Annotated in this window: 23 protein-coding genes and 1 riboswitch; of the genes, 16 read left to right on the top strand and 7 right to left on the bottom strand. The window is 66.8% G+C overall.

Annotated elements, in window-relative coordinates; translation table 11 throughout:
* Nucleotides 1–56 precede the first annotated feature (56 nt).
* On the bottom strand, nt 57–1139 hold the full coding sequence (locus QRM95_RS09480) for a hemolysin family protein (RefSeq protein ID WP_285247532.1): 1083 nt from the start codon (nt 1137–1139) through the stop codon (nt 57–59).
* On the bottom strand, nt 1136–2470 hold the full coding sequence (locus QRM95_RS09475; RefSeq protein ID WP_285247531.1) for a hemolysin family protein: 1335 nt from the start codon (nt 2468–2470) through the stop codon (nt 1136–1138). Before QRM95_RS09475 ends, QRM95_RS09480 begins: the two co-directional genes overlap by 4 nt.
* A 551-nt stretch (nt 2471–3021) precedes the next feature.
* Between QRM95_RS09475 and QRM95_RS09470 the strand changes: the two genes are divergently transcribed.
* The 5 genes from QRM95_RS09470 (at nt 3022) to QRM95_RS21155 (ending at nt 9141) form a co-directional block, all read left to right on the top strand.
* Nucleotides 3022–6834, top strand: coding sequence for a multifunctional oxoglutarate decarboxylase/oxoglutarate dehydrogenase thiamine pyrophosphate-binding subunit/dihydrolipoyllysine-residue succinyltransferase subunit (locus tag QRM95_RS09470; protein WP_285247530.1), 3813 nt, complete (start codon nt 3022–3024; stop codon nt 6832–6834).
* Between the two features lie 142 nt (nt 6835–6976).
* A complete protein-coding gene (locus QRM95_RS09465; RefSeq protein ID WP_285247529.1) occupies nt 6977–7576 on the top strand; it encodes a GDSL-type esterase/lipase family protein in 600 nt (199 codons plus the stop codon).
* An 82-nt stretch (nt 7577–7658) separates the two neighbouring features.
* Complete coding sequence (locus QRM95_RS09460; RefSeq protein WP_285247528.1) at nt 7659–8486, top strand: DUF4097 family beta strand repeat-containing protein; 828 nt, start codon at nt 7659–7661, stop codon at nt 8484–8486.
* Complete coding sequence (locus QRM95_RS09455) at nt 8486–8947, top strand: PadR family transcriptional regulator (protein ID WP_285247527.1); 462 nt, start codon at nt 8486–8488, stop codon at nt 8945–8947. The genes QRM95_RS09460 and QRM95_RS09455 overlap by 1 nt, the downstream gene beginning before the upstream one ends.
* A 119-nt stretch (nt 8948–9066) precedes the next feature.
* Complete coding sequence (locus tag QRM95_RS21155; RefSeq protein ID WP_369299106.1) at nt 9067–9141, top strand: 50S ribosomal protein bL37; 75 nt, start codon at nt 9067–9069, stop codon at nt 9139–9141.
* 102 nt (nt 9142–9243) lie between these two features.
* Here QRM95_RS21155 and rsrA read toward each other — a convergent pair whose 3' ends face one another.
* Together rsrA and QRM95_RS09445 are read right to left on the bottom strand one after the other, a co-directional pair.
* Complete coding sequence (gene rsrA, locus QRM95_RS09450; protein WP_285247526.1) at nt 9244–9504, bottom strand: mycothiol system anti-sigma-R factor; 261 nt, start codon at nt 9502–9504, stop codon at nt 9244–9246.
* A complete protein-coding gene (locus QRM95_RS09445; RefSeq protein ID WP_285247525.1) occupies nt 9501–10274 on the bottom strand; it encodes a sigma-70 family RNA polymerase sigma factor in 774 nt (257 codons plus the stop codon). The genes rsrA and QRM95_RS09445 overlap by 4 nt, the downstream gene beginning before the upstream one ends.
* Nucleotides 10275–10550: 276 nt before the next feature.
* Here QRM95_RS09445 and QRM95_RS09440 point away from each other — a divergent pair, with 276 nt between their 5' ends.
* The 8 genes from QRM95_RS09440 to QRM95_RS09405 all read left to right on the top strand — a co-directional run bounded on the left by QRM95_RS09440 (nt 10551) and on the right by QRM95_RS09405 (nt 18269).
* Nucleotides 10551–11099 (top strand): DoxX family protein, encoded by a 549-nt coding sequence (locus QRM95_RS09440; protein ID WP_285247524.1) that lies wholly within the window; start codon nt 10551–10553, stop codon nt 11097–11099.
* Between the two features lie 6 nt (nt 11100–11105).
* Entirely contained in the window at nt 11106–12494 is a 1389-nt protein-coding gene (aroA, locus tag QRM95_RS09435) for a 3-phosphoshikimate 1-carboxyvinyltransferase (RefSeq protein ID WP_285247523.1), read from the top strand.
* Nucleotides 12478–13593 (top strand): ribosome small subunit-dependent GTPase A, encoded by a 1116-nt coding sequence (gene rsgA / locus QRM95_RS09430; RefSeq protein WP_285247522.1) that lies wholly within the window; start codon nt 12478–12480, stop codon nt 13591–13593. The genes aroA and rsgA overlap by 17 nt, the downstream gene beginning before the upstream one ends.
* 44 nt (nt 13594–13637) lie before the next feature.
* Nucleotides 13638–14462, top strand: coding sequence for a histidinol-phosphatase (gene hisN / locus QRM95_RS09425; RefSeq protein WP_285242383.1), 825 nt, complete (start codon nt 13638–13640; stop codon nt 14460–14462).
* 141 nt (nt 14463–14603) lie between these two features.
* Nucleotides 14604–14717, top strand: a riboswitch (SAM riboswitch).
* Between the two features lie 37 nt (nt 14718–14754).
* Nucleotides 14755–16173 carry an aminotransferase class V-fold PLP-dependent enzyme gene (locus QRM95_RS09420; protein WP_285247521.1) on the top strand — a complete coding sequence of 473 codons (1419 nt, stop codon included), beginning with the start codon at nt 14755–14757 and terminating at the stop codon, nt 16171–16173.
* Nucleotides 16174–16272: 99 nt separating this feature from the next.
* On the top strand, nt 16273–17031 hold the full coding sequence (locus tag QRM95_RS09415; RefSeq protein WP_285247520.1) for a class I SAM-dependent methyltransferase: 759 nt from the start codon (nt 16273–16275) through the stop codon (nt 17029–17031).
* Between the two features lie 75 nt (nt 17032–17106).
* Nucleotides 17107–17811, top strand: coding sequence for a metal-dependent transcriptional regulator (locus tag QRM95_RS09410; protein ID WP_285247519.1), 705 nt, complete (start codon nt 17107–17109; stop codon nt 17809–17811).
* A gap of 80 nt (nt 17812–17891) precedes the next feature.
* Nucleotides 17892–18269 carry a hypothetical protein gene (locus QRM95_RS09405; protein WP_109045089.1) on the top strand — a complete coding sequence of 126 codons (378 nt, stop codon included), beginning with the start codon at nt 17892–17894 and terminating at the stop codon, nt 18267–18269.
* A 27-nt stretch (nt 18270–18296) separates the two neighbouring features.
* Here the strand turns inward: QRM95_RS09405 and QRM95_RS09400 are convergent, their stop codons facing one another.
* Nucleotides 18297–19280, bottom strand: coding sequence for a S1C family serine protease (locus QRM95_RS09400; RefSeq protein WP_285247518.1), 984 nt, complete (start codon nt 19278–19280; stop codon nt 18297–18299).
* A 214-nt stretch (nt 19281–19494) separates the two neighbouring features.
* Here QRM95_RS09400 and QRM95_RS09395 point away from each other — a divergent pair, with 214 nt between their 5' ends.
* The 3 genes from QRM95_RS09395 (at nt 19495) to QRM95_RS09385 (ending at nt 21546) form a co-directional block, all read left to right on the top strand.
* On the top strand, nt 19495–19959 hold the full coding sequence (locus tag QRM95_RS09395) for a pyridoxamine 5'-phosphate oxidase family protein (RefSeq protein ID WP_285247517.1): 465 nt from the start codon (nt 19495–19497) through the stop codon (nt 19957–19959).
* Nucleotides 19960–20036: 77 nt separating this feature from the next.
* Entirely contained in the window at nt 20037–20507 is a 471-nt protein-coding gene (locus tag QRM95_RS09390) for a pyridoxamine 5'-phosphate oxidase family protein (protein ID WP_285247516.1), read from the top strand.
* Between the two features lie 22 nt (nt 20508–20529).
* Nucleotides 20530–21546, top strand: a complete 1017-nt coding sequence (locus tag QRM95_RS09385) for a zinc-dependent alcohol dehydrogenase family protein (protein WP_285247515.1) — start codon at nt 20530–20532, stop codon at nt 21544–21546.
* 53 nt (nt 21547–21599) lie between these two features.
* Here QRM95_RS09385 and QRM95_RS09380 read toward each other — a convergent pair whose 3' ends face one another.
* Both QRM95_RS09380 and QRM95_RS09375 read right to left on the bottom strand, forming a co-directional pair.
* Complete coding sequence (locus QRM95_RS09380) at nt 21600–22625, bottom strand: ATP-dependent 6-phosphofructokinase (protein ID WP_285247514.1); 1026 nt, start codon at nt 22623–22625, stop codon at nt 21600–21602.
* Nucleotides 22622–25807 carry an HAD-IA family hydrolase gene (locus QRM95_RS09375; RefSeq protein WP_285247513.1) on the bottom strand — a complete coding sequence of 1062 codons (3186 nt, stop codon included), beginning with the start codon at nt 25805–25807 and terminating at the stop codon, nt 22622–22624. Before QRM95_RS09375 ends, QRM95_RS09380 begins: the two co-directional genes overlap by 4 nt.
* Nucleotides 25808–25837 lie beyond the last annotated feature (30 nt).

Raw genomic sequence — 25837 nt, 5'->3', positions numbered from 1 at the left:
CAGTTCACAGGAGGGGACGTCAACAGTGCCAGCCTATACCTAAATGCGAATGATTCCTATTTAGCCTTCTGGTTTCCGTTGGGCTGGCCCAGCCGGCGTATCCCGGTTGCCTGCGTGGCATCCCTGATTTCGCCGACGAGCTGTTCGATCACGTCTTCGAGGAACAACACCCCGCGCGTCCTGCCATCCGGGCCGATCACCCGGGCAAGGTGGGAGCCCGTGCGCTGCATGACGGACATGGCCTTTTCAATCTCGTCATCCAAGGCAAGGTTGGCCAGCGACCGGACACGGCCCTCGGCGATCGGCAGCTCATAGCCGGACTCCGGGATGGACAACACATCCTTGACGTGGAGGTAGCCATACAGCATGTCCTCGTCATCCAGCATGGGGAACCGGGAGAACCCGGTCCTGCTGACCGCCTTCTCGAACTCCACGGGGGTGGTGGCCGCACCAAGCATGACCAGGTTCTCCAACGGCACCATGATGTCCTCGGCGGTGTGCTCGGAAAACTCGAGGGCGCCGTTGATAAGCCCGGCGTCGTCGTCCACCAGGCCGTGGCGGGTGGACTCCTGGACGATCGACTGGACTTCCTCGAGCGTAAACGAGGAGGTTACCTCGTCCTTGGGCTCGATCCGCAGGAGTTTGAGGATGTGGTTGGCCGACCAGTTGAGGACCGAAATCACCGGGTGGACCAGCCGGGCTGCGAAGAGCAGCGGCGGCGCCAGCAGCAGCGCGGCTTTGTCCGCCACGGAGACGGAAATGTTCTTCGGCACCATCTCGCCGAAGGTGACATGGAGGAAGGTCACCAGCAGCAGGGCCACCGCGAAGGCAGCCACGCCCGCAGCCTCGGCCGGCAGGCCCACCGTCTCGATGGGAACAGCCAGCAGGTGGTGGATGGCGGGTTCGGCCACCAGCAGGATCAGCAGGGAGCAGACAGTGATGCCCAACTGCGCGCACGCCAGCATCAAAGAGACGTTCTCCATGGCCCGCAGGGTGGTCTGGGCCCGCTTGGACCCGGCGTCGGCCAATGGTTCGATCTGGCTGCGGCGCGCCGACATGATGGCGAACTCCGCTGCCACGAAGAAGGCGTTGCCAAGCAGGAGGACGCCCAGCCACAGGATTCCGGCCCAGTCGCTCATGCGTTGCTCCCGTCACTGGCGTCCGGCGTCCCGGTTTCCTTGTCGGGCCGGAAGCAGATGCGGTCGATCCTGCGGCCGTCCATCCTGGTCACGCTGAGTGTTCCGCCGCCGACCGGCACTGCGTCCCCCACGGCAGCGATCCTGCCCAGCTTGCTCATCACGTACCCACCCACGGTCTCGTACGCAGCCTCATCCGGCACGCTGAGACCGGGAATCTGTTCGGACAGCTCGTCCGGACGCAGGAGGCCCGGAAAGTACCAGTCGCCGGAGGCGCTTTGCAGCAGCCCGGGCCGGACCTTGTCATGCTCGTCCGCCACTTCACCGACAATCTCCTCCACGAGGTCCTCCAGCGTGGCGATGCCGGCGGTCCCGCCGTATTCGTCCAGTACTACTGCCAGCTGGAGATTGCCCTCGCGCAACTCGGCCAGCAGGGCATCGAGGTGGATGGTCTCGGGCACCCGCAGGACCTCGGTCATGATGGCACCCGCCTCGAGGTTCCGCCGGCGTTCCCACGGGACGGCGACGGCCTTCTTGACGTGGACCAGCCCGCGGATGTCATCGGCTGAATCACCGATCACCGGGAACCGGGAGTACCCGGTCCGGCGCGCGGCATCCACGACGTCGGACACCGGCTGGTCGGCGTCGATCGTCTCCACCCGGATGCGTGGCGTCATCACATCCGCGGCTGTCCGGGTGGAAAAGTCCAGGGTGCGCGCAATGAAGTTGGCGGTTCCGGCGTCGAGCGTTCCCATCGCCGCGGAACGGCGGACCAGCGAGGCCAGCTCCGCCGGGGTGCGGGCACCGGAAATTTCCTCTTTGGCTTCCAGGCCGAACACGTTCAGGACCCGGTTGGAGAATCCATTGAGGATCAGGATGGCGGGCTTGAAGATGGTGGTGAAGACCAGCTGCGGGCCGGCCAGGGCACGGCCCACAGGGAATGCCAGGGCGATCGCCATGTTCTTGGGCACCAGCTCCCCCAGGAGCATGGAGAGCAGGGTGGCCACCACCATGGCCAGGACAAGCGAGGCAGATTCCACCACCACGGGGGGCAGTCCGACGGCGGCCAGCGGGCCTTTGAGGATATGGCCCACTGAGGGTTCCATGACGTAACCGGTGAGGAGGGTGGTCAGGGTAATACCCAGCTGGCAGCTCGAGAGCTGGGTGGACAGCGACTTCAGGCAGGTGAGGAGCGGTACCGCGCCGGCGTCGCCGTCGTCGATGGCGCGTTGGACCGTGGGCTGGTCCAACGCTATGAGGGAAAACTCGACGGCCACGAAGAAGCCCGTGCCGGCAATCAGCAGCAAACCTGCTGCGAGGAGGAGCCACTCCATTCAGCACCCCGCCAGGTGCGCGGGAAAAGCAGTCAAATCTGGAGCGGGAAAGATGTGTCGTCCCGGCGGAGGATGATCGGCCGAAACCGACGCCTGGTCCGTGCGGGTTGCGGCAAGCTGGGCCGTCTTCTGGTGATGGGCGCGTTGTCGGGGTTTGCCGGCTCTGGGGGCGGACGGCGCGGCGCTTCTCTTCGAGCTCCGCTGACAGCGCCCAGGCCGGCACCTAGATTTACTGTCCATAAGAATTTCAGTCTACAGGAGCGGCCCCGAGCAACGACGCGGCACCGGGCGGTCACCGGGACCCGGAACCGCGGGCCCATGCATGCCTTTCCCGGTGTTCCGGCGGGGCCTGCTGCCCCATCCGCGGACCCCTTGATGGGGCCGCCGATCGTCACTTCATGATTTGGGTCACCCTTATTGGCAGTTAACACACGATGCTCACTAGACTTGCAAAGGTCTGGGTTCAGAGGACGCAGAGACTGGTTCGATCGCAGTGCTGAAGCACCGGGGGGCCGGAGAGAAATCAAACTCATGGAAGAGGCGTATTTCAAGTGCCAGAGCAGCCAAGCCACCGTCTACCAGAGGAATTTGGCGGAAACGAGTGGCTCGTTGACGAACTGTACGAGCAGTACCAGCAGGACAAGAACGCTGTGGATGCCAAGTGGTGGCCGCTGTTTGAATCCTTCGACTCGGGCAACGGTTCTTCTTCCAATGGAAATTCCGCACACGCAGCCCACCCCGCCACCCGGGAACTCCCGGTCGTGAAGGCGGCTCCCGCCGCGCCGGCACCGTCGCCGGCAGCAGCCCCCGCCGCTCCCCCTGCAGCACCCGCTGCCGCAGCACCCGCCGCCCCGGCCCCGGCCCCGGTCAAAAAGGCCCCTGCCACCGAGGCCCGCGACGGCGGCACGAAGACCGGCGCAGGCACCGGCGCCCAGCCCATCCCGGCCCAGTTGCCCAAGAACGTCAAGGCCCCCACGGCTCCCGAAGAGGACGTCGTCTCGATCCTGCGCGGCCCCGCCAAGGCCATCGCCACCAACATGGTGACCAGCCTCGAGGTGCCCACCGCAACCAGCGTGCGCGCCATCCCCGCCAAGCTGCTGATCGACAACCGCGTGGTCATCAACTCCAACCTTGCCCGTGCCCGTGGCGGCAAGGTTTCCTTCACGCACCTGATCGGCTACGCCGTCATCCGCGCGCTCTCCCAGTTCCCGTCCATGAACGTGTACTACGACGAAGTGGACGGCAAGCCCGTCGCCGTCCAGCCCGCGCACGTCAACTTCGGCATCGCCATCGACATGCCCAAGCCCGACGGCACCCGCCTGCTGATGGTCCCGAACATCAAGAAGGCCGAAACCCTCAACTTCGCCGAGTTCTGGCACACCTACGAGGACCTCATCAAGCGCGCCCGCAACGGCAAGCTGACCGCCGAGGACCACCAGGGCACCACGGTCTCCCTGACCAACCCCGGCGGCATCGGCACCGTCCACTCGGTGCCCCGCCTTTCCAAGGGCCAGGCAGCCATCATCGGCGTCGGTGCCCTCGACTACCCGGCCGAGTTCCAGGGTGCCAGCGAAAAGATCATTGCGCAGAACGCCATCAGCAAGGTCCTCACCCTGACCTCCACCTACGATCACCGCGTGATCCAGGGCGCAGGCAGCGGCGAGTTCCTCAAGCTGGTCCACCAGCTCCTGCTCGGGGCCCAGAACTTCTACGACGAGATCTTCGAAGCGCTGCGCATCCCGTACGAGCCCGTCCGATGGAGCCCCGACCTCCAGGTGGACCCCGCCGACGAGATCAACAAGGTGGCCCGGATCCAGCAGCTGATCCACTCATACCGCGTCCGCGGACACCTCATGGCGGACACGGATCCGCTCGAATACGTCCAGCGCAAGCACCCCGACCTCGACGTCCTCACCTACGGCCTGACCCTGTGGGACCTGGACCGCGAGTGGCCCACCGGCGGCTTCGGCGGCAAGCCGATGCTGAAGTTTCGCGACATCCTGGGCGTCCTGCGCGATGCCTACTGCCGCACCACCGGCATCGAGTACATGCACATCCAGGAGCCGGCCGAGCGCAAGTGGTTCCAGGACCAGCTCGAACACCCCTACTCGAAGCCCAGCCGCGAAGAACAAATCCGTATCGTTTCCAAGCTGAACGCCGCGGAGGCCTTCGAAACGTTCCTGCAGACCAAGTTCGTGGGCCAGAAGCGCTTCTCGCTCGAGGGCGGCGAATCGCTGATCCCACTGCTGGACGCCATCATGTCCGACGCTGCCGACGACGGCCTGGACGAAGTTGCCATCGGAATGGCCCACCGCGGCCGCCTCAACGTGCTCACGAATATCGCCGGCAAGACCTACGCCCAGGTGTTCCGCGAATTTGAAGGCACCCAGGATCCGCGTTCCGTCCAGGGCTCGGGCGACGTCAAGTACCACCTCGGCACCGAGGGTACCTTCACGTCGGACAACGGCAAGGAGACCAAGGTCTACCTCGCCGCCAACCCGTCGCACCTTGAAGCCGTCGATTCCGTCCTCGAAGGCATTGTCCGCGCCAAGCAGGATCGCCTGGACCAAGGCGAATCCTTCCCTGTGCTGCCCATCATGGTCCACGGCGACGCCGCCTTCGCAGGCCAGGGCGTGGTGGCCGAGACGCTCAACCTGTCCCAGCTGCGCGGCTACCGCACCGGCGGCACCATCCACGTGGTGGTCAACAACCAGGTGGGCTTCACCACCGCTCCGTCGTCCTCGCGTTCGTCCACGTACTCCACCGACGTTGCCAAGATGATCCAGGCGCCGGTCTTCCACGTGAACGGCGATGACCCGGAGGCAGTGGTCCGCATCGGCCAGCTCGCCTACGAGTTCCGGCAGCGCTTCCACAAGGACGTTGTCATCGACATGGTGTGCTACCGCCGCCGCGGCCACAACGAGGGCGATGACCCCTCGATGACCCAGCCGCTGATGTACAACCTGATCGAAGCCAAGCGCTCCGTCCGCAAGCTGTACACCGAATCGCTGATCGGCCGCGGTGACATCACCGAGGAAGAAGCCGAGCAGTTGCTTCGCGACTACCAGGAACGGCTGGAGCGGGTCTTCGCCGAGACCCACGCCGCGCAGACCTCGCCGATCCCGATCGTGACGGCCGACTCCGCCGCCGTGTCCGATATCGAGCGCCCCATGGCACAGCAGTCCGATTCCAACGTCAGCGCACCGGTCGCCACCGCCATCAGCGCCGAAACCCTGGCCCGGATCGGCAAGGCCCACGTCGAAGTTCCCGAGGGCTTCACCGTCCACGCCAAGCTCAAGCAACTGCTCGAGAAGCGCGAGCAGATGTCCCGCGAAGGCGGCATCGACTGGGGCTTCGGCGAGATCGCAGCGTTCGGCTCCCTCATCATGGAAGGTGTGCCCGTCCGCCTCGCCGGCCAGGACTCGCGCCGCGGCACGTTCGTCCAGCGCCACGCCGTCTTCCACGACCGCGCCAACGGCAAGGAATGGCTGCCCCTGGGCAACCTCTCCGATGACCAGGCCAAGCTGTGGATCTACGACTCCCTGCTGTCCGAATACGCTGCCATGGGCTTCGAATACGGCTACTCCGTGGAGCGCCCTGACGCGCTGGTCCTCTGGGAAGCCCAGTTCGGTGACTTCGTCAACGGTGCTCAGACCATCATCGACGAGTTCATCTCCTCCGCCGAGCAGAAGTGGGGCCAGCGCTCCTCGCTGGTCCTGATGCTCCCGCACGGCTACGAAGGCCAGGGCCCGGACCACTCCTCGGCAAGGATCGAGCGCTTCCTGCAGCTGTGCGCCGAGGACAACATGATCGTGGCCAACCCCACCACGGCGGCCTCGCACTTCCACCTGCTGCGCCGCCAGGCGTACAGCCGCCCGCGCAAGCCGCTGATCATCTTCACGCCCAAGCAGCTGCTGCGCCTGAAGGCTGCCGCTTCGTCCGTGGAGGACTTCACCACGGGCGCCTTCCGCCCGGTCATCGGCGAGCATGAGCAACTGCCGGCCACCGCCGTCGAGCGCGTCATCCTGGTCTCCGGCCGCCTGTACTACGATCTCCTGTCCACCCGCCAGAAGACCGGAGACAAGACCACCGCGATCGTGCGCGTCGAGCAGCTCTACCCGCTGCCGCACGCGGAGATCGCCGCAGAGCTTGCCAAGTACCCGAACGCCGAGGTCGTGTGGGCGCAGGACGAGCCCGCCAACCAGGGTCCGTGGCCGTTTATCGGCCTGAACCTGCCGGAGGCACTGGACCGCCGCGTCCGCCTGGTGTCCCGCCCGGCGTCCGCCTCAACGGCTGCAGGTTCCATGAAGCGGCACGCCGCTGAACAGGACCTGCTGCTCAAGCAGGCATTTGCAAAGAAGTAAACCGTAAGGCTGCCCGGCCGGACGTCGAAATACCAGACTCCGGCCGGGCAGTTCTGTTTAATGGTTGGACAGCGCCGCCCCGTACCTCCGCAGCCGCGGCGGCAACGGAGGCTGCGGCCGGTTCGGAAGTGAAGAGGAACGCGTGGAAGACAGGAAGCTGCGGATCGCAGCTGTAGGAGACGAACTGCTGGCTGGACTGGGCGATCCCCGGGCGCTGGGCTGGCTTGGCCGCGTCCTGGCCCGCACTCCCCAGGACGGCATGCTGCTGGAAAGCTACGCCCTCCCCTGTCCGCAGGAAGGTACCGAAGGGCTTGCGGCCCGGTGGCTGGAAGAAGCCGGCCGGCGCTTCAGCGACCAGGCCGAGAACAGGCTGGTCATCGGCCTGTCCGGGCGTGACATCGAATTCGGACTTTCAACCGCGCGGAGCAGGCTGAACCTGGCCAACATCCTGGACTCGGCGTCGCAGAACCGTATCGAGGTGTTCGTCGTCGGACCGCCCCCCACGCTCGATCCGACCCAAAACCGGAGGCTGGACGAACTGAACACCGCCTTCGCGGACGTCACCACCCGGCGCAAGCATCTGTACGTCGATACGTTCTCGCCCCTGCTGAACCACGAACAGTGGCGCCAGGATCTCGCCGCCAACGGGGGGACGCCGGGCCAGGCCGGCTATGGCCTCATGGCCTGGCTGGTGCTCCACCGCGGCTGGTTCCAGTGGCTCGGGATGGACGCGCCACAGTAAGCCACGACTGGACGCCTTGACCGGCGCAAGCCCGCGCGGCTAGGTTGAAGCCCAACGCGATATATCGCCTCTGGAGGGGACCATGGCTGACGGAAACTGGACTGTGCAAGGCCCGCAAACCATCGAGATCGAGGGCGCCACCGCCCTGAAGCTGGGCATGGTGCGCGGCAAGTTCACCGTGGCGGCCCATGCCGGGCCGGCGGTACGGGTGGAGATCTCGGAAGTCCACGGCGACCCCGTGGCGGTGTCAGCAAGCGGCGGCAGGGTGGAAGTCCGGCATCAACTGAATGGTCCGCAGGGATGGTTCAAGAATTTGATGGAATCCGTCAACCACACCAGCGACAACTCGGCCGTCATCAGCATTTCCGTTCCACCCGGCGTCGAGGTGGAGGCCGGTACCGTCAGCGGCGAGGGACTGGTCTCCGGCGTCGCCACCCACGTTCGGCTCAACACCGTGTCGGGCTCCGTCGTCGCCGACGGCACCTCCGGTGAGCTGCAGGTCAACACCGTGAGCGGCACCGCCGCCGTCAGGAACCACCGCGGCGTCCTCACGGTCAAGAGTGTCTCCGGGGCAGTCACTGCGTCCGGACACTTCACCAACGTACGCACGAACACAGTAAGCGGCCACCTCACTTTCGAACTGCTTGGCTTCACCCATGATTTCGGTTCCAACTCCGTCTCCGGAGACCTGACCATTCAGCTTCCGCACGATGTCGGCGTCGACATCGTGGCCAAGTCGGCCGGCGGGGCGGTGGTCCTCGACGGCCAGCAGTGCTTCCTGGCCAACGGAAGAGTGGAAACGATTGCCGGCCCGGATGAACAGCTCATGCTGGTCAGGACCAACTCGGTGTCCGGCAGGACATCCATTGTCCACGCCACGGAACCCGGCAGCGGGGAAGCGCACGGCTGATGCCTGCCGTCTTCGCACACGGTGCGTTGCGCTTGTACCTGCTTGCCCTGCTCGAAGGCGGCCCCAAGCACGGGTACGAGCTCATCAAGGCGCTCAAGGACCGGTTTGGCGGAGCCTACTCCCCCAGCGCGGGAACAATCTATCCACGCTTGGGCAAGCTTGAAGCGGACGGCCTGGTGGCCACTGAGCCGTCCGGACGACGCACGACGTACCGCATCACGGCAGAAGGCCTTGCCGAGCTGAACCACCGCCAGGTGGACCTGGCAGCAGTGGAACGCGGAATCACCGCTTCCGTGCAGCAGCTCGCCATAGACCGGATGGTGCAACAATTCCGCGATGGCATCCGCGCCGACCTGCAAAGCCAAGAACCGCCGGCGCCCCTCAACGCGGTGGCACTGGATCATGTCCGGCTTGTCCTGGAAGAAGCCCGCGCAGCCATCGGCGCTGCGCTCCACGGGTAGGACGCCGTCAACCTGCCAGACCGCCGCAGGTCACCCGCCTGCTCCGGTTCGCGGGTCGCCAGATCATGTGGGAGACTGGAGGGCAGCTCTTTTGAGTACCAACAGTAAGGAGGCCAGCTATGAGCAAGCGTGCACGCAAGCGTCGTGACCGTAAGCGTGGCGGCGCGAACCACGGGAAGCGCCCCAACACCTAGGCAAATGCCAGGGACTACGGTTCAAGCAAAGGACCCCGAAGCCATTCGGCTTTCGGGGTCCTTTGCTGTCTGCGGCCATTGTTCGCCGGCGTGTGGGCGTTCCTACGCCTCCACCGGACGGATGGCGTGGATCCGGTCCAGGATGGCGTTCTTCAGATTGTCCGGAGCGGACTCCGTGCAGGAGCGCTTGACCATGTTGCGGATCACGCACTCAAGGTCATACTGCTGCGTGCACTCGGGGCAGTCGTCAAGGTGGTTCTTGATTTCAGTAAGGTCCTCGCGGGTCAGCGCCCCGTCAAGGTACTCATAGATGCGTTGCATCCGGGTGTCGTCGCAATCGCCCAATCCCTGGCAGTCGCTCATTTCCTGTTCTCCTGTGGTTTGCTTCCTGCCGCATCCGATGCATCTGCGGCCGTTTTGAATCCGCGCTCGGCGGCATATTCCGCGAGCATGTCCCGCAACATTCTCCGGCCGCGGTGGAGCCGGGACATCACGGTGCCGATGGGCGTGTTCATGATGTCTGAGATTTCCTTGTAGGCGTAGCCCTCGACGTCGGCGAAGTACACCGCCAACCGGAATTCCTCCGGAATGTCCTGGAGCGCCCGTTTGACGTCCGAATCCGGGAGGTGGTCCAACGCCTCGGCCTCGGCCGACCGCAGTCCGCTCGACGTATGGGACTCCGCCCGGGCAAGCTGCCAGTCCTCGATCGTGTCCGAATTGGACTGAAGCGGCTCGCGCTGCCTCTTGCGGTAGAGGTTGATGTAGGTGTTGGTCAGGATCCGGTACAGCCACGCTTTGAGGTTCGTGCCCGGCTTGTACTGGTGGAACGCCGAAAATGCCTTGGTGTAGGCCTCCTGGACCAAGTCCTCGGCATCTGAGGGGTTCCGTGCCATGCGCATCGCAGCCGAGTACAGCTGGTCGACGTACTGCATGGCGTCCCGTTCGAAGCGCAGGCGGCGGTCCTCGACGGTCTCCGCGGCAACGTCCAGGGCGGCGTCCTCGGTTTCCGGCCCTGCGGCCGGACCAACCTCCTCCGCCGTTGCGGCAGATGCCGGCGGGGCCGGTGCCGAGCCGTTCGCTGCGCCAGGTGAAGCCTCATACATGGCCGCGACGGCCGGATCCAGGGTGCTCATTGCCTTCAAGTCTACTGTCAGGCGCCCTGCCCGGGGCGTGCCGTACTCCAAGGGATCGGCAGCCAGTGCTTCCACTGCCACCGGACCCGCAGGCCTCGTTCCGTCCAACACCTTCCCCAAGGGCCAACTCCGCTCTGTATCGGGTGAATAATCGTCGGGCCGCATGTCGGTGACCCGTCAGCCATAACCCCTTCCCGCAGGCAAATATTCCCCAAAAGTGCAAGACTAGGACCGACTCCGCCGCGTTCAGCGGTTCGTCCATCCAGGAGGAAATCCATGTCCTTTGTCCGCACGCTCGCACGGCCCATGCTCGCCTCCAGTTTTGTCATTGCCGGACTGGATAAGCTCAAGAACTCCGACGACACCGCGCAGCAGCTCTCACCACTGCTGCGCAAGGCCGCGGCCTCGCTTCCCTTCCAGGCGAGCGAGAAGACGCTCGCGCGTGTTATCGGCGGTACCCAGGTGGGCGCCGGCGTCCTGTTCGGCCTTGGAAAGTTCTCCAGGCTCTCCGCATCGCTGCTGACGGTGGTGTCCCTGCTCAACACGTTCGTTGAGTGGCGCAGCGCGGACATCAGCAGCAAGGAAGGTCGCGAGACCCGCCGCAACCAGCTCCTCAAGAACCTGTCCCTCAGCGGCGGTGCGCTGCTCGCCTCGGTGGACACCGCAGGAAAGCCGGGACTGGCCTGGCGCGCCGAGCACCTTGCCGCAGGTGCCCGCCGGAACGCCTCGCACCTGGCCGCCGATGCGCGCGAGACCACGAACAAGAAGCTGCACAAGGCGGACAAGGCTGTCCGCCGCGCCGTCGACCACGCCACGGGAGCCTAAGCACGAATGACCGCAGCAACTGCCGCCCGGGACGCTTCCGGAACACCTGTCCAGCACTGGGACGCGCCTTTCGCTTCCCGGCCCGTCAATGCCACCGTCACGGTGCCCGGCTCGAAGTCCCTGACCAACAGGTACCTCGTTCTGGCGGCATTGGCGGATGGGCCGTCCAAGTTGCGGGCGCCCCTGCATTCCAGGGATTCCGCGCTGATGATTGATGCGCTGCGGCAGCTTGGCGCCACGATCACGGAGGTCCCGGGCGACGGAACCTTCGGCCCTGACCTCGAAGTGGTTCCGTTGCCCGCATCCGCGCCGGCGACAGAGGCCAGGATCGACTGCGGGCTGGCCGGTACGGTGATGCGGTTCGTTCCGCCGCTCGCGGCGCTGCGCAACGGGGCCAGCGTGTTCGACGGCGACCCGCACGCACGCAAGCGTCCCATGGGGACCATTATCGAAGCCCTCAAGGCCCTGGGTGTGGGTGTCTCAGCCGAAGACGGCAGCGCCCCGTCGTCCCTCCCGTTCGCCGTGGCGGGCAAAGGCTCCGTCCGCGGCGGCCACTTGGTGATTGATGCCAGCGCTTCGTCCCAGTTCGTCTCCGCCCTCCTGCTCGTGGGGGCCCGGTTCGACGACGGCCTGCATCTTGAGCACGTGGGCAAACCGGTACCAAGCCTGGACCACATCAACATGACGATCGCGGTCCTGCGCGGCGCAGGCGTGTCCGTGGACGATTCCGTGCCCAACCACTGGGTGGTGGCGCCCGGACCCATCCGTGCCTTCGACCAGCGGATCGAACAGGACCTTTCCAACGCGGGCCCGTTCCTGGCGGCGGCCCTCGCCTCCCGGGGAACGGTCCGGATCCCCAACTGGCCGGCGGAAACCCAGCAGGTGGGCGACCTGTGGCGCAACATCCTCACCAGCATGGGCGCCACGGTCACGTTGGCCGGCGGCGTCCTGACCGTCACCGGCGGTCCGGAGATCAAGGGTGGCGACTTCGCGGACACCAGCGAACTCGCCCCCACCGTCGCTGCGTTGTGTGCCCTGGCCTCGGAGCCCTCCCGGCTCACCGGGATTGCGCACCTGCGAGGACACGAAACCGACAGGCTGGCCGCCCTGGTGGCCGAGATCAACCGGCTCGGCGGGGACGCCGAGGAAACCCCGGACGGGCTGCTCATCCGCCCCGCACGGCTGCACGCCGGCGTCGTGCACAGCTACGCGGACCACCGGATGGCCACGGCCGGGGCAATCCTGGGACTGGCAGTACCGGGCGTCCAGGTGGAGGATATTGCCACCACAGCCAAGACCATGCCCGACTTCCCACAGCTGTGGGCGGGCATGCTGGCCCAGGAGGGCACGTCCGCTGCCGGACCGGAAGGGCGCGGCAGTGGCGCGGAGCACTGATTCCTGGGACGAATCTGACGTCAGGATCCGCCCGAGCAAGAAAGGCTCCAGGCCCCGCACCAAAGACCGCCCCAGCCACGATGACGCTGTGACCGGCCGGATCATCACGGTGGACCGTGGCCGGTACACCGCGGTGGTGGGTGAGGACTCGGACAACGAGCGCGTGGTCATCGCTGCGCGGGCCCGCGAGCTTCGCCGCAATCCCGTGGTGGCCGGCGACTTCGTCTCACTGGTGGGGGACGTCTCGGGAGCCCCGGACACGCTGGCCCGGTTGGTGAAAATCCAGGACCGCCGCACGCTCCTTCGCCGCAGCGCCGACGATACCGACCCCGTGGAGCGTGCTGTGGTGGCCAACGCGGACCAACTGGTCATCGTTGTGGCGGCTGCCAACCCCGAGCCCCGCACCGGCTTCATCGACCGCGCCCTGGTGGCGGCTTACGACGCCGGGATCGCGCCGATCCTGCTGGTAACCAAGGCCGACGTCAAGGACCCCGCCGAGCTCCTCTCCAATTACACGCACCTGGACTTCCCGGTCATCATCAGCAAGACCGCCGACGCACAGGCCTCCGGGATCGACGCGCGGTCCGACGACGGCCTCTCGGCCCGGCTGGACAGCGCCGCGGTGGCCGCCCTCCGCGCGCACCTCGACGGTACCGTCACCGTGATGCTGGGGCATTCCGGGGTGGGCAAATCCACCATGGTGAACGCACTGACGGGTGCCGAGCGCGCCACCGGCGGCGTCAACGCCGTCACCGGGCGCGGCCGGCACACGTCGTCGTCCGCGCTGGCACTTCGGCTGGCGGACGCGCCGCCCGGCAGCTGGATCATCGACACCCCGGGGATCCGGTCCTTTGGCTTGGCGCATGTGGATCCGGACAGGATCCTGCGCTCGTTCCCGGATCTCTCCCCCGGCATCGAAAACTGCGAACGCGGCTGCAAGCACACGGCAACGGCGGTCAACTGCGGGCTGGACGAGTGGGTGGACGGCGGACACGCCGGCCCCACCGGCGCCGCCCGCCTGGCGTCCCTGCGGCGGCTGCTCGGCGCCGATCCTAGGATGGAAGCACAGGAAACGAAGGAGCTTGGCAGCGTCAACTGACGCGTTCTCCCGGCAGAAACGCCCGCAGACGGTAGTTTGGAACCATGATCCAACCCGCTTCGAGTTACAACGATGACCTGCGCCTGGCCCACGTCCTGGCCGACTCCGTGGACGACCAGACGATGAGCCGGTTCAAGGCCCTGGACCTCCACGTCGAGACCAAGCCGGACCTGACGCCGGTCACCGACGCCGACAAGGCGGCCGAGGAGGCCATCCGTGGCCAGCTCTCCCGCTCCCGGCCCCGCGATGCCGTCCTGGGTGAGGAATTCGGCAGCACCGGCCACGGCTCACGGCGCTGGATCATCGATCCCATCGACGGGACCAAGAACTTCGTCCGCGGCGTCCCGGTCTGGGCCACGCTGATCGCCCTCGTGGACGAGGGCGAGCCGGTGGTCGGCGTCGTCAGCGCACCGGCATTGGGCAAGCGCTGGTGGGCTGCCAAAGGCATGGGGGCGTACATGGGCAGGTCCCTGGCCGCCGCTACGCGGCTCCGGGTCTCCAACGTCTCCAACCTGGCCGACGCCTCCCTCTCCTACTCCAGCCTGGGCGGCTGGAAGGAACGCGGAAACCTTGACGACTTCCTGGGCCTGACGGAGGACGTGTGGCGGACCCGGGCGTACGGGGACTTCTGGTCCTACTGCATGGTGGCCGAGGGCTCGGTGGACATCGCCTGCGAACCCGAGCTGAACTTGTACGACATGGCTGCCCTCGTGCCGATCGTGGTGGAGGCAGGCGGCCGCTTCACGTCCCTCGAAGGCGAAGACGGACCGTTCGGCGGCAATGCCCTGGCAACGAACTCGATCTTGCATTCAGAGGTGCTCCACCGGCTGAACCCGGACCTCGACGACCTGCTGCAACAGGCTCCCTGACCGCAGAAAAATCGAAGAATACGACGCCGGACGCCTCCTTTGGGGGGCGTCCGCGGCCGTTTCTTCGGCAGGACGTAACAAAAGCCTTAACAATTGCCGCGGCTTCAGTCCTGCCCATTCCATGTTCTACGCTTTTATCCAGGTCACGAGTGCCAGCGCAAAACCCCGGTTTGCTGGCCGGCAACCCTCCATTCGCGGTGGGGTGCCCCGGGTGACGACCAGGCCGGTCCGGAGCGGATACGGCAAGCGCGGATTCCACTATGCCGGAGTCCTGTATCCAAGTGAGGTCTCTGTGACAACTGCCACCGTCTCCCCCCAGTCCGCCACCGCCAACACCGCCGCGCCGGATCCGCGCCAGGCCATTGCCGGCCGGCCCCTCGCTGCAGTCACCGGCGCCGAGATCCAGGCGCCGCTGATCTCCGGCGGCCACGTCCGCTACGCAAACCTCGACTACGGCGCTTCTGCCCCGGCACTGTCAGTGGTGTCCGCGTACCTGAACGAGATCCTCCCGTATTACGCCAGTGTCCACCGGGGCGCCGGGTACGCATCCCAGATCAGCACCTCCGTGTACGAAAACGCGCGCAACATTGTCCGGGACTTCGTCGGAGGCCGCCCCGATGATTCGGTCATCTTCACCCGTAACACCACCGACTCCCTGAACCTGCTGGCCGGCTGCCTGCCGCTGGCGGGCGGCCGCCCCGCCGGGGACGTGCTCTACCTGGACATCGAACACCACGCCAACCTCCTGCCCTGGCAGGGTGTCCCGCACCGCAGCATCGTCGCCGCGGACACCATCAGCGGCACACTGGAGGCAGTCCGCGCTGAACTGGAGCAGGGCGGGGTCAGCCTGCTGGCCGTCACCGGCGCCTCCAACGTCACCGGCGAGATCCTCCCCATCCGGGCCTTGGCTACACTGGCGCACCAGTACGGCGCACGGATCGTGGTGGACGCCGCCCAGCTTGCGCCGCACCGCCGGGTGGACATCAGCGCTGACGACGTCGACTATCTCGCCTTCTCCGGACACAAGCTCTACGCTCCGTTCGGCGCAGGCGTCCTGGTGGGACGTGCGGACTGGCTGGACGCCGGCGTTCCCCACCTGGCCGGGGGCGGTGCCGTCAAGGAAGCAAGGCTCGACGGCGTCAGCTGGGCCACCGGACCGGCCCGCCACGAGGGCGGCTCACCCAACGTGCTCGGCGCAGCCACCCTGGCCCGCGCCACCCAGGTGATCGCCGAACTGGACCAGGCCCGGTGGCACGCCCACGAATCCGCCATCCGTTCCTTCCTGGTGGAGGGCCTCCAGGGCATCGACGGCGTCACCGTCCACCAGATCTTCAAGGACACCAATCCGGAAACGGACACCATCGGCGTGGTCAACTTCTCGGTTGCAGGCTACGACGCCGGGCTGGTGGCCGCCTACCTCTCGGCGGAGCACGGCGTGGGCCTGCGTGACGGACGCTTCTGCGCCCACCCGCTGCTGAAGCGCCTGGGCCTGCCCAACGGATCACTCCGGGCGAGCTTCGGCGTCGGATCCCGGCTGGAGGATGCCGAACGCCTCCTTGCCGGCATCCGCACACTGCGCAGCAGCGGGTTGGGCTGGGACTACGTGGTTGACGCAGGCCGCTGGGTGCCGGCCAACGATTCCCGCACCTACCCGCACTGGGCACCCAACACCCCGGGCACGGCCGGCGCGGCCCCCTGTATCGACGACTAGGGGGCGCTTCCCGCTCCCGCTCCTGGTCCGCCGGCACATTTCCATGGCCGTGCGGTAAATTCGAGGGGCATCAACAGTCGGAATTGAAGGAGTCCACGCGTGGTTCGGGGTGGCCCCAAGCTTGATCACGTGCGCCGGCGGGAACTTGGCGGCAGTTTCCGGGACGGCGGACGGCATTACCAGCGCGTCAGGCCGGGGTACCCCGTCGAATCAGCCCGGTGGCTGGTGCCGGCGCAGGCCCGTGACGCACTCGACGTCGGGGCCGGTACCGGAAAGTTCACGGCCCTGCTGCTGGAGCTTGGCCTGGAGGTAACCGCCGTCGATCCTTCCACGGACATGCTCGCCCAACTCGCGGCGCACTGCCCTGCTGCCACGGCCTTGGCGGGAACCGCGGAGGCGACCGGGCTGGCCGAAGCCTCCTTCGACGTCGTCACCGTGGCGCAGGCCTGGCACTGGTGCGACGCGCTGCCGGCGAGCACCGAACTTGCCCGTGTCCTGCGCCCGCACGGAACGCTCGGACTCATCTGGAACCAGCTGGATACCTCGGTACCCTGGGTGCACAGGCTTTCCAGGATCATGCATGCCGGCGATGTGTACCGCCCGGGCCACAAGCCTGTGGTGGGGCCCGAATTCACCGGGCTCGAAGGGCACGTCATCCACTGGCAGGACAGCGTAACCACCACCGACCTGATGGAACTCACCAAGTCCAGGAGCTATTACCTGCGCGCCGGCGAGGCAACCAGGGCCAAGGTCCTGGCGAACCTGGACTGGTACCTCCACGACCACCTGGCCTACGCGCCCGACCAGGAACTCGATCTTCCCTACCTCACCTTGGCGTGGCGCGCCGTGAAGGCGTAGCGGGATGGGTTTTCCCGGCGCCGCCGCAGGCCACGCGGACCCGGCCACGGCAGGGAACCCGGTAGGCTTGAGCCTGTGAAGACCAGCGCGCCATCCTCCTCCATCGAGGACTACGTCAAGGTCATCTATTCATTCACTGAATGGCAGGACAAGCCCATCACGTCCTCCCAACTGGCCCAGCGGCTCGGGGTGGCGAACTCGTCAGTGTCGGAGATGGTCCGCAAGCTCAAGGACCAGGGCCTGGTGGACCACAAACCGTACAGCGCCGTGACCCTGACCGACGCGGGACTGCGGCTTGCGCTGGCCATGGTGCGGCGCCACCGGCTGATCGAAACCTATCTCGTGGAACGCCTGGGCTACAGCTGGGATGAAGTCCACGATGAAGCCGAGCAGCTGGAGCATGCAGTGTCGGACACGTTCATCGAGCGCGTCGCCGCCAAGCTCGGGGACCCCAGCCGGGATCCGCACGGCGATCCCATTCCCACGGCGGACGGCCAGGTGCTGATGCCGCGCGCCCACCTCCTCGCCGAATTGGACGAGGGCCATAGCGGCAGGATCACCCGGATCAGCGACGACAACCCTGAGCTGCTCCGCTACCTTGCCTCGCAGGACATCGAGCTTGACGCCCGCGTGGAAGTGCTGGGGCGGCGGCCCTTCGGCGGCGCACTCGTGGTGCGGATCGGCGGTGACCGTGAGTACGACCTCGCCGACGAGATCGCCTCGGCGTTGTGGGTCTCCAGCGACGCCCCGCACCCCGGCTGCAGCCTGGATCTGCCCTGACCAGCGGCGTTGCCGGGACCGCCGGCTGAGGGACTCCGAGGCAGGACGCGATTTGGCGGGTTCCCGTATGGTGGATGGTGATGATCAGCAGACGTGACGCCGCAATAGCCCTGGACGTACCCCTTGAAATGGCGCAGCGCCATGGCCTGCCGAAGTGGATGCCGGAAGCCGAGCTCCGCGGCATCCTGGACAATCCTCCCCCGTGGCTGGTGCAGTCACGGGCCAACCGGACAGGCAAGCGGCCCGTGTGGGTCCATCTCGAATGCGCCGTGTGCGGGTATGAGGAAGCGGCCCGGCCCAAGAAGTGGTGGCCTGACTTTACCTACGTGGTGTGCGGGCACCACGCCCCGGAAGAGATCCCGCCGGTACAGCCCGGTTGCGTCCGTGGCGAGTACGACGGCGTCGGGACGCGTTTCACAGGCATCGCGGACGTGGAAGCGCCGGCAGCCGGAGCCTAGCGCTTCCGGACGCACCGGCCCCGGTGCCTACGGTGTTCCGTTGCCCGTCATTTCCTCCGGAACGGCGGTGAGGTGCACTTCGGTGCCGTCCCGCAGCACGGCGACATCGAGCGGTTGGCCAATGGCGTCCGCGAACAGGAGCCGCTGCAGGCTCTCGGCGTTGCTGACAGGACGGCCTCCCGCCGTCAGGAGGATGTCCCCGGCCGCCAGCCCTGCCTTGTCCGCCGGAGATTCAGGCAGCACCTCCACAACGCGCAGCCCTTCGCGCCGCCCGGTGCGGATGACAGCGCTGGGAGTGAGCTGGATGGGCGTACTCACCAAGCCCAGGTAGGCCCGGCGCACCCTCCCGTCCGCAAGCAAAGCGGCAATGATCCGACGCGTGGTGGCGTTGATGGGAATGGCGAGCCCAAGCCCTGCTCCCGCCACTGCCGTGTTGATCCCAACGATCCTCGAGTGCGTGTCTGCCAGCGCGCCGCCTGAATTGCCGGGATTCAAGGCCGCATCCGTTTGGATGACGTCTTCGATGACCCGCCTGTTGCCCCCGGACCACACCGGAATGGCCCGGCCCAGGCCGCTGACCACACCGGCTGTTACGGATCCAGCCAGTCCCAGCGGGTTCCCAACCGCCACCACCAACTGGCCCACCCTGAGGGTTTCGGCGGCACCGAACCGGGCCGGCGGCACCTTGGGCCGGGAACCATGGACCACCGCGAGGTCAGACAACGGGTCCGTGCCCACGAGTTCCAGTTCCATCCTGCTGCCGTCGCCGAAAACCGCATAACCCTGGTGCGTGCCGGCAACCACGTGGGAATTCGTGAGCAGGTAGCCGTCTTCGGTAAAGAGCACTGCCGAACCTGCGCCCACCCGAGCCCGCCCGTTGCGGCGCCGGGCAGTCATCTCGATCGCCGCCACGTGCGGCGTAACCGTGGCCGCCACCCGCATGACCGTCTGCGAGTACGAGTCCAGGATGTCGTCGTCCTCCGGCGGCATGATTTTCCGCGCCTGCTCCATGGGGCACCTCCAGCCCTCGTGCCGGTTCGCCCGGTGCAGTCCCCCGGCCGTTGCCGCCCGTGCCAGGTTTCCATCGGGATCCTTACGCTTGTCAACGACCCAGCCGCAGATTCCAGTCCCGGTGCTGCTACGCCGTCGGTGAACAACACTGCGAGCGTCCGGCATTCCCTTCCCACCGGTGCGCTGGTGCTGCCGAGGCTCTAGGATCGGTAGCATGACTGGTTCCCCGGAGGGCTCTCCCACCGAAATTTTGGACGCAGATGCGTGCTGGCAGTACCTGAGGTCCTCCTATATCGGCCGCCTCGCGGTCATCAACGGCGAAATCCCAGAGATCTTTCCGGTGAATTTCTCCGCCTCCGGCGACACTCTGTTCTTTCGGACGGCGCCCGGAACCAAGCTTCGCGCCTTGCTGGGCGGGGCGGTGGCAGCGCTGGAGGTTGACGGACTCAATCCATACGCCACGGAGGTGTGGAGCGTGGTGGCAAAGGGCAGGCCGGAACCGTTCGATGAAACGCGCATGAGCCTGCCGGCAGTCGACGCCGACCGTGAACCGTGGGAGGCCGGGATCAAGGACCATCTGATCATCATCTCGCCCACCGAACTCACCGGCCGCCGGTTTGCGGTCACGCCGCCCACCCGGTGGTGGCCGCCGGTGGACTTCAACGCCGATTGGCTCTAGCCGCTGCACATTCGTCCGCCCAAGGCCGGGCCTTTGTGCCCTTTCCGGGCGCGCGCGACTTCCCTACGCTGTGCCCTATGACAGAGAACCCAAACGTACCTGCAGCTGAAATCCTCGATGCGGAAGAGTGCTGGTCGCTTCTCGCACAGACCGGGGTGGGACGGCTGGCCGTGATGGCCGACGGCCATCCTGACGTCTTTCCGGTCAACTACAAGGTGGACGGCCATACGCTGGTTTTCCGCACGGGCGGCGGCACCAAACAGCAGGCCATCGAGTCCGACTCCGTCGTGGCCCTCGAGGCGGACGCGGTCAGTTCCCAGTTCGGCCTGGCATGGAGCGTCGTGATTAAAGGCAAAGCCGCAGAGACGACGCCAACAGGACCTGACCTCGACGACATCCGGCGGGCGTTGTTCCCCTGGCAGGGAGTGGGCAAGGAATACTTCATCCGCATCACGCCCGAGTCCATCACGGGCAGGCGCTTCACCATGACCGCACCGCTGCTGTGGCAGACGCCGTTGGACGACGCAACCCGCGCAGGCTTCGAGTAGCCGCCACGGAACCGGACGCACCGTGCGTGCATGGTGGGTGGGCGCACCGGGCCCCATATCCACGCATCCCCTGGTCCAGGGGCAGAGGGCCACGCCGAAGCCGCGGCCGCATGAGCTCCTGGTGCAGGTCAGTGTCTGCGGTGTGTGCCGCACCGACCTCCATCTCGCTGAAGGAGACCTGGCACCCCACCATCCCCACGTGGTCCCCGGGCACGAGGCGGTCGGCGTCGTCATCGAAACGGGCGCGGACTGCACACGGTTCCACGCCGGCGACAGGGTGGGCGTCGCCTGGCTTGGCGGCGTGTGCGGCCGGTGCGACTACTGCCGCCGCGGCGACGAAAATCTGTGCTCATCGCCTGTGTTCACCGGGTGGGACACGGACGGAGGCTTTGCTGAACGGCTGGCGGTCGCCGAGGACTTCGCCTACCCGGTCCCGGCCGCCTTTTCCGACGAGCAGGCCGCACCGTTGCTGTGCTCCGGGATCATCGGGTACCGCGCCCTGAAACGCGCCGCATTGCCGGTTGGCGGCCGTCTTGGCATCTATGGCTTTGGCAGCTCCGCCCATATCACCGCGCAGCTGGCCATCAGGCAGGGCGCCTCCGTGTTCGTCATGACCCGGTCGGAGGAGGCCCGGTCACTCGCACTGGAACTGGGTGCAGAGTATGCCGGCGACGCCTACGGGCGGCCGCCGGTCCCGTTGGATTCGGCCATCCTCTTTGCCCCGGTGGGCGATCTTGTCCCGGTGGCGCTGGCGGCCCTCGACCGCGGCGGAACCCTTGCCGTCGCGGGCATCCACCTCAGTGATATTCCAGCCCTGAATTATGGCAGGGAGCTTTTCTACGAGCGTCAGCTGCGCAGCGTCACCGCCAATACCCGGGCGGACGGCCGTGAATTCCTGGCCCTGGCGGCCAAGCTGTCTTTGACCTTGAAAACTACCGCATACCCCTTCGACTCCGCCGATAAAGCGCTGGAAGACCTGGCCGCCGACAGGATCACCGGGTCGGCCGTCCTGCGCATCCGCCCGGCGCAGCCTGATTGAGTTCCGCCCATTCCGGCCCCTTCCGGCCGGTCGGATTATCCAAACAGCACCGCTTACCCAAACAGCACCGCGGCTTCCCGGTAGCGGGCCTCGGGAACCCTCTTAAGCTCGCCCAGGGCCTCGTCCAGGCCCACGTTCACGATGTCCGTGCCCCGGAGCGCCACCATCGTGCCCCAGCGTCCGGCCGCGGCTGATTCGACGGCAGCCAGGCCAAGCCGGGTGGCAAGGACCCGGTCAAAGGCGGTGGGCTCGCCGCCGCGCTGGATATGGCCCAGCACGGTGGCCCGGGTTTCGATTCCAGTCCGTTCCTGCAACTGTTCCTCAAGCAGCAGCCCGATCCCGCCGAGGCGCGGCCGGCCGAAGGTGTCCAGGCCGCGCGGCGCGTAGGGTGCCTGCCGGCCCTCCGGCGCGAAGGCTTCAGCCACTACCACCAGCGGAGCCCTGCCGCGGTCCCGTGCCGAAAGTACCCAGGTGGAGATCTGCTCGATGGGGACGGGATGTTCCGGGATCAGGATCGCGTGCGCACCGGAAGCCATGCCCGAATGCAGCGCTATCCAGCCGGCGTTCCTGCCCATGACCTCGGCAATCATGCACCGGTGGTGTGATTCCCCCGTGGTCCGCAACCGGTCAATCGCCTCGGTGGCAGTCTGGACGGCCGTGTCGAAACCAAAAGTGTAATCCGTGGCGCCCAGGTCGTTGTCGATGGTCTTTGGGACGCCCAGGACATTAAGCCCCTGTCCGCACAGCTCCCGGGCCGCCGCCAGGGTGCCTTCTCCCCCGATGGCAATAAGGCCGTCCAGCCCGTTGCGCTGGAAGCCGGCACGTACTGCCTCGATGCCGCCCGCGGCCAGCGGATTGGTCCGCGATGTCCCCAGGATAGTCCCGCCGAGGCGCGCGATCCCGCGGACACCCGTCCTGGGCAGGGGAACGACGTCATCCTCCAGGACACCCCGCCAACCGTCGCGGAAACCTACGAATTCGTACCCATGGGCGACGTCGCCGCCCAGCACCGCTCCACGGATCACCGCATTCACGCCGGGGCAGTCGCCGCCGCTGGTAAGGATCCCCAGCCGCCTCACGATGCCGCCACCCCGGTGGTCCGGGCGGGCAGCGGGAACTGCCGCGCTTGGCCTGGGGGCAGGACCACATCGGTGCCATAAACGTGCACTGTGATGGGGCCGGCGTCACCGGGCGCCGATGCGATGCTCATCTGACCGTCCTTGAGGTGGACCCGCAGCCGGTGTCCCCGGTAGAGGACTTCGAAGGCCACGGCACGGAGCCGTGTTGGCAGGTTGGGGGCGAACAGGATACTGTCCCCGCTGAAGCGCAGGCCGGCAAAGCTGCGCTGCACCACGTCGATGGTTCCTCCCATGGCTCCTAAATGGATACCCGCCCGGGTGGTGCCGTGCTGCGTGTCGTCGAGGTCGGCGTCGAGCGCTTCCCGGAAACTGTCCCAGGCACGGTCGGCGTCCACCCCGGCCAGGACGGAGGCGTGGGCCACCCGGCTTAGCGTGGAGCCATGGGCCGTCCTGGACAGGTAGTACTCGATGGTCCGGTTCAGCTGCTCCTGCGTGAAACCGTAGCCCAGCCGCTCGAGGATACCCAGCAGGCCTTCGTGGCCCAGTAGATACGGGAGCATCAGGACGTCCGCCTGTTTGGCCAGCTTGTACCCGTTGGTTCCGTCCCCCTCGGCCTCCAGGATCAGGTCCAGCCGCTCAATGTCGCCATACGTGTCGCGGTAGTGCTCCCAGTCCAGTTCCCTGAGCTGCTCGTATCCCTCGAACTGGCTGATGACGCCGTCGCCGTGGAACGGGACATACATGGCGGCGCCCGCGGATTCCCAGCCGGCGGCCTCCGTTGCGTCAACGCCCAGTGATTCCATCAGCCCGGCACGCTCGCTCCCGTGCAGGTAGTGAAGGATATCCGCCGCCTGCAAGCACACCCACGCCGCCATGACGTTGGTGTAGGCGTTGTCGTCCAGGCCAGGGTCGGCCTGGCCCGGATATCCCGTGTGGTATTCATCCGGGCCCACAACACCACGCAGGTGATATCTGCCATCCCGCTGGTCGAAAGTTGCCAGGGACCGGAAGAACCGGGCCACTTCGATCACCAGCTCCGCACCTTTTTGCAGGAGCCAGATCTTGTCACCGGTGGCCTGGAAATACTGCCAGGCGTTGAAGGCCACCGCGAGGCCCGAGTGCACCTGAAGATGGGAATAGTCCCTGACCCAACGTCCGGAACGCTCGTTGTACAACCACTTCGGCGTCTCCTCAGTCCCGTCGCTGCCGCTTTGCCACGGGAATTTCGCCCCTGCCAGGCCGGCCGCGGCGGCGGCGTGCCTGGCAGCGGGAAGCCGCCGCCACCGGTACTCGATGACCGAGCGGGCCACCGCAGGGGTCCTGGACGTGAGCACCGGGAGAACGAACAATTCGTCCCAGAAAACATGCCCGCGGTAGCCTTCTCCGTGCAGTCCACGCGCGGTGACGCCGGCGTCCAGCTCGGCCGTGTGGCGCGTCAGGGTCTGCAACAGGTGGAAGATGTGCAGGTTGAGGACCAGGCGTACCTGGACCGGGGCGTCGATCTCCACAAGGAACGGGCGGAGTTCCCTCCGCCATGCCTCCTCGTGGGATGCCAAGAGCCGGGGAAAGGAATCGCCCGCGCGTTCCAGCACTGCGCGGGCGCCGGTTTCCGGAGAGGAAATAGCCCGGTCACGGGACGTCACCACGGCCACTGTCTTGGTCAGCCTGACAGGGGTGCCCGGTGTGAGGGAAAGCCGGAACGTCCTGTAATGGAACGCCCCTTCTCCGCCCTCACCCACCGGCTCCGCCGCCACGGACACGCGCGTACGGTATGCCGCAGCGATACGGATGAGGCTTTGGGTGGTTTCGACTTCGACGACGGATGGAGCGTCCGGAGACAGTTTGACGGCGGCGCGGCGCGACGGCGTCAGGTCGGCCAGGTGGATGTCCGAGCCTTGGGCACGCTCCGGCAGGTTCGCGTTGCGGACGCCGGCGTTGATGCCGCTGCGCACTTCCACGGCGCCGCTCCACCCCAAGGCGGTGATGGTGGTTTCGAGCGCCAGGAGGTGGGGTTCGGCCATGGAGACAAAGCGGACCTGGACCACCTCCATGCGACGGCGGTCCGCGCCTTCGAGCAGCAGGCGCCGTTCCAGCACGGCCCGTCGGAGGTCCAGGACCCGGCGCTCACGCACCACGGCCAGGCCGCCGTCCGACCACCACTGCAGCCCGGCGATCCGGAGGTCCAGCGGGAGGCAGTCCGGCGCATTGACCATGTGCTCCTCGACCAGCGTCTCGTCGGCGGCTTTCACGGTGACCCTGTTGTACACGCCGGCAAGGTACATGCCCGCGTAGCTGAAGGGGCCTCCTTCAGGGGCCGCCCCCCGGACGCCCATGTAGCCGTTGCCCAACGTGGTCAGGGCTTCACGGTGGCCTTCGTGGGCGGCGTCGATGCCTTCATACACGAGATGCCAGGCGTTGCCGATGACCAGTCCCAGGTCCAGCTCACCCACGTCGTTCAGGACAGTACTTGCGCCGGCGGCCTCCAACTGGCGGCGGCTTCCGCTGCGGTCGATTCCGACCACCAGGCCGAACCCGCCCCGGCGCCCAGCTTCCACTCCCGCCGCCGAGTCCTCTATGACCACGGCGTGAGCCGGTGCGACGCCCAGCCGGCCGGCGGCGGCGAGGAAGACGTCCGGTGCCGGTTTCCCCCGCAAACCCAGCCCTGCCGCCGTCGTGCCGTCCATGACCACCGTGAACAGGTGCTTGATGCCGGCGGCTTCCAGGACCAGTCCGGCGTTCCGGCTGGCGGTGACCACGGCGGTAGGGACCGCAGCGCCGGCAAGCCGCTGCAGCAGTTGCAGGGTTCCCGGGTAGCTTTGCACCCCGTCCCGGCGCAGCCGCTGGTGGAACAGTTCGTTCTTCCAGGCGCCCAGGCCAAACCCGGTCCAGGCTCCCGGCTCGTCAGTCTCGGCTCCCCTGCCGATCTCTACCCCCCTCGCGGCGAGGAACCGGACCACGCCGTCCTCACGCGGCATGCCGTCGATGAAGGAGAGGTAGTCGGCCCTGGTCAGCGGAGCACGGTTGGCGCCGGCGGGCATCCGCGGGTCCTGGAGGATGCGGTCGAAGGCATCTTTCCACGCAGCCTGGTGGACCAGCGCCGTGTTGGTTACCACCCCATCCAAGTCGAAGATGACGGCGTCGAAAGGGGGCTTGGCGGCAGCGGCGGTTGGCGACCCGATCATAGGTCAGTGGTACCAGCACGCACGGGATTC

This window comes from Pseudarthrobacter sp. efr-133-R2A-89, assembly GCF_030209315.1.
Taxonomy (GTDB): domain Bacteria; phylum Actinomycetota; class Actinomycetes; order Actinomycetales; family Micrococcaceae; genus Arthrobacter.
Note: the sequence above shows the minus strand (reverse complement) of the source record. Positions and strands in the feature narration are given on the sequence as shown.

Excerpts from the sequence above, each read along its gene's own strand:
- QRM95_RS09395 (WP_285247517.1), top strand. The coding sequence starts at position 19,495 with ATGACTGGTTCCCCGGAGGGCTCTCCCACCGAAATTTTGGACGCAGAT.
- QRM95_RS09445 (WP_285247525.1), bottom strand. The coding sequence starts at position 10,274 with ATGAGCACCCTGGATCCGGCCGTCGCGGCCATGTATGAGGCTTCACCT.
- QRM95_RS09405 (WP_109045089.1), top strand. The coding sequence starts at position 17,892 with ATGATCAGCAGACGTGACGCCGCAATAGCCCTGGACGTACCCCTTGAA.
- QRM95_RS09375 (WP_285247513.1), bottom strand. The coding sequence starts at position 25,807 with ATGATCGGGTCGCCAACCGCCGCTGCCGCCAAGCCCCCTTTCGACGCC.
- QRM95_RS09400 (WP_285247518.1), bottom strand. The coding sequence starts at position 19,280 with ATGGAGCAGGCGCGGAAAATCATGCCGCCGGAGGACGACGACATCCTG.
- QRM95_RS09475 (WP_285247531.1), bottom strand. The coding sequence starts at position 2,470 with ATGGAGTGGCTCCTCCTCGCAGCAGGTTTGCTGCTGATTGCCGGCACG.
- hisN (WP_285242383.1), top strand. The coding sequence starts at position 13,638 with ATGATCCAACCCGCTTCGAGTTACAACGATGACCTGCGCCTGGCCCAC.
- rsrA (WP_285247526.1), bottom strand. The coding sequence starts at position 9,504 with ATGAGCGACTGCCAGGGATTGGGCGATTGCGACGACACCCGGATGCAA.
- QRM95_RS09390 (WP_285247516.1), top strand. The coding sequence starts at position 20,037 with ATGACAGAGAACCCAAACGTACCTGCAGCTGAAATCCTCGATGCGGAA.
- QRM95_RS09460 (WP_285247528.1), top strand. The coding sequence starts at position 7,659 with ATGGCTGACGGAAACTGGACTGTGCAAGGCCCGCAAACCATCGAGATC.
- aroA (WP_285247523.1), top strand. The coding sequence starts at position 11,106 with ATGACCGCAGCAACTGCCGCCCGGGACGCTTCCGGAACACCTGTCCAG.
- QRM95_RS09440 (WP_285247524.1), top strand. The coding sequence starts at position 10,551 with ATGTCCTTTGTCCGCACGCTCGCACGGCCCATGCTCGCCTCCAGTTTT.
- QRM95_RS09480 (WP_285247532.1), bottom strand. The coding sequence starts at position 1,139 with ATGAGCGACTGGGCCGGAATCCTGTGGCTGGGCGTCCTCCTGCTTGGC.
- QRM95_RS09455 (WP_285247527.1), top strand. The coding sequence starts at position 8,486 with ATGCCTGCCGTCTTCGCACACGGTGCGTTGCGCTTGTACCTGCTTGCC.